Annotated in this window: 7 protein-coding genes; 5 read left to right on the forward strand and 2 right to left on the reverse strand. The window is 61.9% G+C overall.

The features are described 5' to 3' along the window. Positions 1-11: 11 nt before the first annotated feature. The 5 genes from JQ628_RS29265 to JQ628_RS29285 all read left to right on the forward strand — a co-directional run bounded on the left by JQ628_RS29265 (position 12) and on the right by JQ628_RS29285 (position 5,120). Positions 12-869, forward strand: a complete 858-nt coding sequence (locus JQ628_RS29265) for a helix-turn-helix transcriptional regulator (RefSeq protein ID WP_349628134.1) — start codon at positions 12-14, stop codon at positions 867-869. 137 nt (positions 870-1,006) lie between these two features. Continuing rightward, a complete protein-coding gene (locus JQ628_RS29270; RefSeq protein ID WP_212228475.1) occupies positions 1,007-3,337 on the forward strand; it encodes a TonB-dependent siderophore receptor in 2,331 nt (776 codons plus the stop codon). Between the two features lie 188 nt (positions 3,338-3,525). Further along, complete coding sequence (locus JQ628_RS29275; RefSeq protein WP_249128560.1) at positions 3,526-4,614, forward strand: PepSY-associated TM helix domain-containing protein; 1,089 nt, start codon at positions 3,526-3,528, stop codon at positions 4,612-4,614. A gap of 10 nt (positions 4,615-4,624) precedes the next feature. Next, on the forward strand, positions 4,625-4,813 hold the full coding sequence (locus tag JQ628_RS29280; protein ID WP_212228479.1) for a hypothetical protein: 189 nt from the start codon (positions 4,625-4,627) through the stop codon (positions 4,811-4,813). A gap of 16 nt (positions 4,814-4,829) precedes the next feature. Continuing rightward, positions 4,830-5,120, forward strand: coding sequence for a hypothetical protein (locus tag JQ628_RS29285; protein WP_212228481.1), 291 nt, complete (start codon positions 4,830-4,832; stop codon positions 5,118-5,120). Positions 5,121-5,195: 75 nt separating this feature from the next. Here JQ628_RS29285 and JQ628_RS29290 read toward each other — a convergent pair whose 3' ends face one another. Together JQ628_RS29290 and greA are read right to left on the reverse strand one after the other, a co-directional pair. Further along, on the reverse strand, positions 5,196-5,606 hold the full coding sequence (locus tag JQ628_RS29290; protein WP_212228483.1) for an ACT domain-containing protein: 411 nt from the start codon (positions 5,604-5,606) through the stop codon (positions 5,196-5,198). A 93-nt stretch (positions 5,607-5,699) separates the two neighbouring features. Further along, positions 5,700-6,182, reverse strand: a complete 483-nt coding sequence (gene greA, locus JQ628_RS29295) for a transcription elongation factor GreA (RefSeq protein ID WP_212228507.1) — start codon at positions 6,180-6,182, stop codon at positions 5,700-5,702. Between the last annotated feature and the right edge of the window lie 447 nt (positions 6,183-6,629).

A 6,629-nucleotide genomic window follows, 5' to 3' on the forward strand; every position in this document is an offset into this window, starting at 1 on the left:
ATCATTCGATCGTGAGCGACGTTGCCCGGCACGCGCAATGGCTGGAGACGCCGGGTTGCCTGTTCCAGCGCAACAACTTCGTGCTGGATTCGGAGATCCGCACCGAGGGCGTCATCAAGCCGGGACTCTTCCTCACGGTGGTGCTGAAGGGCGCCGGCGGCGGCGGGCCGCGCAAGGGCACACAGCGATTTCGCTACAGCAACAATTCGATAGCGGTGCTGGCGCTGCGCGAGCCGACGCTATGGGGTGGCGACGCGCCGCGCGGCGCGCAGATGCAGGCGGCCGGCGTTGCCTTTCCGCTGGCCTCGCTCGAGCGCATCGGCCTTAGGGAAGAGTTTCTCGCGCTGTTTTCCGACGAGCGCGCCTTCTTCGTCACGACCTTCAAGGCCCCGCCGCGGATTCTGGCGATTGCCGCCGAGATGATTTCGCCGTCGGCCGAGGGCAGGGCCGGCGAGCTTCTCCTTGCCGCACATGCAACCGAGCTGCTGGCGCGGATCATCGTCGCGCTGCGCGCCGGCAACGACATGGGCGCCGTCACTGATCCGAGACGCATGCGCCTGCAAGCCGTGCGGGAACTCATCGAATCGGATCTTCGTCATGCCTGGACGATCGCGGAACTCGCGCGCCATGCAGGTCTCAGCCGGCGCTCGTTCAACGCCCAGTTCCATCGCCTGTTCGGCACCAGCGCATCCGAATATTTGCGCACCAGCCGCCTCAAATCCGCGCGCGAAGCCTTGCTGCATCAGGGGCTGACCGTCACGGAAGCTGCCTATGCCGTCGGCTATACCAACCCTGCGAATTTCTCCACCGCGTTCCGCCGGCATTTTGGCTACGTGCCCAGCAGTTGCCAGCGCGACAAAGCCTCCTGAATGCGCGATTGCCTCGTACGAGGCAGTCTGGAGACCGTCGACACACGATCAAAGGTTTTTTGCGCACGCGCAAAGGCACCGCGAAATCAAATCTGGTCTCTCAGCAACGGGACAGTTGATTTACGGGGTGAGTTACGATGGGGCGCAACCGCAAGGGGCCACTGGCGCGGCATTCGGCATTTTTGCTGGCGACCGCAATTGGATTGAGCATCGAGGCGGCGCCGTCGCCGGCGCAAGCGCAGAGCCAGTCGCTGCCGCCGGTCAATGTCGACGCGCCGAAGCCGCAGACGGTGCGGCGCACGCAGCCGGCTCGCCGCCCTGTGGCGCGGCGTGCGACGACGACGCGCCAGGCCGCAGCCCCCGCGCAGCAGCGGGAGACCGTGCCATTTGACTCACGCGCCGGCTATGTCGGCCAGCGCGGTCTCGGCCCGGTGAACGGCTATCTGGCCAATGACAGCGTGACCGCAACCAAGACCGACACGCCGCTGCTCACGACACCTCAGTCGATCTCGGTGGTCACCAAGGATCAGATCCAGGATCAGGGCGTCCAGAACATCACCGAGGCGTTGCGCTACACGCCGGGCGTCACCACCGTCAGCTTCGGCGCCAATGCCTTCTTCGATTCGTTCAAGCTCAGGGGCTTTGACGCGCCGCGCTATCTCGACGGCCTGCGGCTGCCGATGGACGTCACCACCTTTGCGATTCCGCGCATCGAACCCTACGGTCTCGAGCGGATCGAAGTGTTGAAGGGGCCTTCCGCAGGTCTCTACGGCCAGTCCGATCCCGGCGGTCTCCTCAACATGGTCAGCAAGCGTCCGACCTCGATACCGCAATACGAGATCGTCGGTTCAGTCGGATCGTTCGACCGCTTCCAGGGCGCCTTCGATATCGGCGGCCCCGTCGACAAGAAGGGCGAGTTCCTCTACCGCCTCGTTGGCCTTGCCCGCGACAGCAACACGCAGACCGACTTCGTGCAAGACAACAAGCTGTTCATCGCACCGAGCCTGACCTGGCGGCCGACCAACGACACCACCTTCACAATCCTCTCGCACTACCAGAACGTCCAGAACAAGGGCTATCAGCAATACATCCCCGGACAGGTCTCGTTCCTGCCCAATACAAACGGACACATCCCCTACAGCCGTTATCTCGGCGTGCCAGGGTCTGACGGCTATCTGCTCGAGCAGTTCGCGATCGGCTATGCTTTCGAGCATCGCTTCGACAACAATCTGCAATTCCGCCAAAACCTGCGTTACACGGATGTCACCAACAATCTCGCTTCGGTTCGCACCGAAGGCGTGGTCCCGACTGTCCCGCCGGGTTCGGAGCGCGAGGTTCTGCGCACCTACAACTACGTGAAAGCGAATTCGAAAAACCTGGCTTTGGACAACCAGATCCAGGCGGATTTCGCCACCGGACCCTTGCTTCACAAGGTGCTTGCCGGTCTCGACTGGTTCGACCTTCGCGCCTCTACCGACTATCGCAGTACGGTCATCCCCTCGATCGACGCCTACGCTCCCGTGTACAACACCGTGGCCCCGCCGTTTGCTTCGCTGCCTCCCTTCATCCTGCGCACTGACAAGCAGCAACAGGTCGGCCTCTATTTGCAGGATCAGATCAAGCTCGACCGCTGGACGTTGACGCTAACCGGACGGCGGGACCGGGCCACTACGGAATTCGACAGCCAGGCGTTTTTTCCAGCACGAGGCCACTACGAACGGGACGACACGGCGACAACCGGACGCGTGGGTCTCAACTATCTCTTCGACATCGGCCTGTCGCCCTATGTGAGCTATTCGACGTCGTTCACGCCCAATCTCGGCGCCGATATCGCCGGCAATTCCTTCAAGCCGACCACCGGCGAGGGGGCCGAAGTCGGCGTCAAGTTCAAACCGGTCGGCTCCAACTTCATGGTCACGGCTGCCGCCTTCGATATCCGGCAGAAGGATGTTCTCACTCCGCTTCCGGGCAATCCGACGTTCAGCGTGCAGACTGACGCCGTGCGGGTTCAGGGCTTCGAGCTCGAGGTGAAGGGCAATCTGACGCGGGAATTCGAGATTGTCGGCGGCTATAGCCATCTCGATCCCAAGGTGGAGAAGAGCATCGCCGGCTACGCCGGCAAGTACATGATGAACACCGCGCTGGACTCGGCATCGCTGTGGGGCAAGTACACCTGGTATGACGGGCCGCTCGCCGGCCTCGGCTTCGGCGCGGGCGTACGCTACGTCGGCGATACCTATGGCGACAACTTCAACACGTTTGTGGTTCCCGCCTACACGCTGGTGGACGCCGCGGTGAGTTACGATTTCGCCTATATGCGCCCCGATCTCAAAGGCCTGAAGGCGCAGATCAACGTGACCAACTTGTTCGACCACTATTACGTGGCGTCCTGCTTCACCGGCCTGCCGTATTGCGGTTTCGGCAATGCGCGCACGGTGCTCGGTACGCTAAAGTACAACTGGAATTAGAGCATGATCCGGACCCGGAGGGCCGCGTTAGCGCAAAGTGGGTACCGGTTTTCCCTGCGGCAAACGCAAAGCGTTTGCGCGGAGATCATGCTCAAACATAAAGAGAACCTGATTTGACGGCAGCGACCAGATCACTCCGGCGATGGGGCGCCGTCCACAAATGGACGAGCCTCATCTGCACGCTTTTCATGCTGCTCCTGTGCATCACGGGGCTGCCGTTGATCTTCCACCATGAGATCGACGACTTGCTGCACGCCGAGGTGAAGCCGGCCGAGGTCGCTCCCGGCACGCCGATGGCGGACCTCGACAAGCTGCTGGCGAATGCAATGGCGAAGTCGCCGGGGCAGGTGCCGCATTTCCTGATCTGGGACCGTGACGATCCCAACGCGATGTTCGTCAGCGTCGGCCCGACCATCACTGCGAATCCCGTGAACAACCGCCTGGTGCGGATGGACGCGCATACCGGCGACTATCTCGATTCCCCCGACGTCACCGGCCGCTTCACCTACATCATGCTGAAGCTGCACACCGACATGTTCGCTGGCCTTCCCGGAAAGCTGTTCCTCGGCCTGATGGGCATCCTGTTCTGCGTCGCGATCATCTCCGGCATTGTGGTCTATGCGCCCTCGATGCGGAAGCTCGACTTCGGGTCTTACCGCTCCCACCGCCCGCGCATCGTGCGCTGGCTGGACGTGCATAATCTCGCGGGCATTCTGCTCGTGATGTGGACGGTGGTGGTCGGCTTCACCGGCGTGATCAACACCTGGGCCGACCTCGTGCTGAAGATGTGGCAGTTCGGCCAGCTCGCCGAGATGACGGCGCAATACAAAGACCGCGAAGTGCCGACCAAGCTGACCTCGCTGAATTCGGCGGTCGAGGTCGCAGCCCACGCCGTGCCCGGCATGACGCCCAGCTTTGTCGCGTTCCCCGGCACCATCTTCACCAGCAAGAGCCACTATGCCGTGTTCCTGCGCGGCGAGACGCCGGTAACGTCGCGACTTCTGAAACCCGCCTTGATCGATGCGGAAACCGGCAAGCTCACCGACAGCCGCGACATGCCCTGGTATGTCTCCACGCTGTTCATCTCGCAGCCGCTGCACTTCGGCGATTACGGCGGCATGCCGCTGAAGATCCTGTGGGCGATCCTCGACGTGCTGACCATCATCGTGCTCGGCACCGGCGTCTATCTCTGGCTGCGACGGCGCAAGACCGGCGTCAGCACGGTCCGCGCCATCGCGCAGACCTCTGCGGTCGAAGCGCCGCTGGCGAGCTCCTGACGGGTTTTTCGTGCAGAATCACAAAACGCTCTGGCAGATCTTCGCCGCGCCGATTCTGATCGGCGTGCTCAGCTCCATAGGTCTGATCGCGGCGCTGGTCGGCGATGGCTGGTGGGACGGCATCTCCTGGCTGACGCTGGCCCTGCCGGTGCTGCTCTATTTCTTCTTCGTCCTGCGCCGTCGGCGCGTAAACAGCTAGCAAGCGGAGTTCCGCGATGGCCGCCAACCCACCCGTGGGCTGGCGTCCGTTGCCTGTCTGTTCCGATGCGCTCGCGCAGCCGAATACCTATATTAACGGGATGGCAGATACCCCCATCAAGAAGTCACCTGCACAGAAGCTGGCGGAAGCCACGGAAGGCTATGCTGCCTACCGGGCCAAGGAAACGGCGGCATATACAAACATGCTACGGCTCCGCGCCGAGCGGCTTGCCCGGGAGGCGGCCAACCCTCCGGAGATAAAACCGGCGGCGAAGCCGAAATTGCGGAAAAGGATCATTCGCAAATAGCAGTCCGTAGGGCGCATAGCCGCAAGGCGTAATCCGCCGCCTCGCGATCGGCGGGTTACGCTTCGCTAACCCGCCCTACGAACTGCGAACCGCTGAAGACATCGCCTGCAAGAGACTCAATGCTTCGTCCGCCCTGTGGCGGGGGACAAACAGATGGTCGTGGTGAAAGGCGGAGACCGCATTCACGCTGATGCCGGCTTCAGACAAGCGGGTGGTAATCGCCGCCAGAAAACCCACGGCTTCCAGCGAAGAATGGACGGTCAGCGTGATCAGGCGCGATACGAACTGGTACCGCAGGCCCAGATTTTCGGCCTCCTCGAGCCGCACGACAAGCGTCATTCCTTCCTGTTCGCGGAATGCAAGCAGCGGCTTGACTGCGGTTGGCATTTCCTTGTCCGCTTCGACCGTGCAAAACACGAAAACGCTTTCCTGCATTTCGGGCCGCATATCCCTCAACAGGGCCTCGAGATTGAGTTCGCCCGCCACCGCGCTATCGCCTTTCCGGAAATCCAGGTCTGATCTTGATGGACCAGCTTGGACGCAATCCGCGACTCGTCATGTGTCTGGAGGTTTCCCTGGTCAGGAAATCGCGACGATCTCGACTTCGTGGCCGTTGAGATCCACTGCATCTCCGACGGCCTTGCCGGTCAACAATCTTGCAACCGGCGAGACGAACGAAATCGAGCCGGCCTTGGGATCGGCTTCGTCCTCGCCGACGATCCGGTACGTCTGCACGCGGCCATCGTCGCGCCTGAACGTCACCGTGCTGCCGAATGCCACGGTGTCGGCGGATGCAGGGGCGGCAATCACCTGAGCGGTCCGAACCCTCGCTGCAAAATAGCGCGCGTCACGCAACGGGGAGGCCGCTTGCCGCCGGCGTTCGTTCACATCCTCGATCTTCTGCGCCGCTTCGTAGGCTTCGCGCGCCTGCTGAAGTTGCAGCTCAAGCGCCTTCAATCCGGCTTCCGTGACGAGGTTCGGATGCGGCGAGATCGGACGATCGGGCAGCAGGGTCTCTGCCGCCGTCTCCGCACTCTCTTCCTTTGTGAAGGCAACGCTCAAGTCTGGTTCCTTTCGGGAGGCATGCCATGAATTCTGAATCAGATAGGCTCGGAAGCGTTGCGGCGCAATCGCTATTGAGCGAAACGTCGCCGGCGTGTGGTGTCGGGTGTGATCGACTGTCGGGCAAATCCGATTCTGATTTTCAGAATAAATGTCAAGCCCTAAAATCAAAAATAATCCTCTTGCCAATTTCTGTAAATCAGAATTATAAAACGCCACCTCATCCCCGAGGAGGGGCGTTGGCCATCGCCACCAAACGTTGGGATGGGATGCGGTGGACGCGGGCGGCGTGCTTGACGAAGCGCTGATCGCGTACGGCGAAGTCGTGTGGTCCTGGCGCCGCGACGCTGGCGCTAAGTCGGTGGCATTTTGCTGCCGGCGATGGTGACAACAAGCCCGCTCACCAGGGAGAGCGCGATATAAGCCGTAAAGCCATTGCGCAGGGGA

Origin of the sequence: Bradyrhizobium lablabi (genome assembly GCF_018129385.1) — a bacterium.
GTDB lineage: Bacteria > Pseudomonadota > Alphaproteobacteria > Rhizobiales > Xanthobacteraceae > Bradyrhizobium > Bradyrhizobium lablabi_C.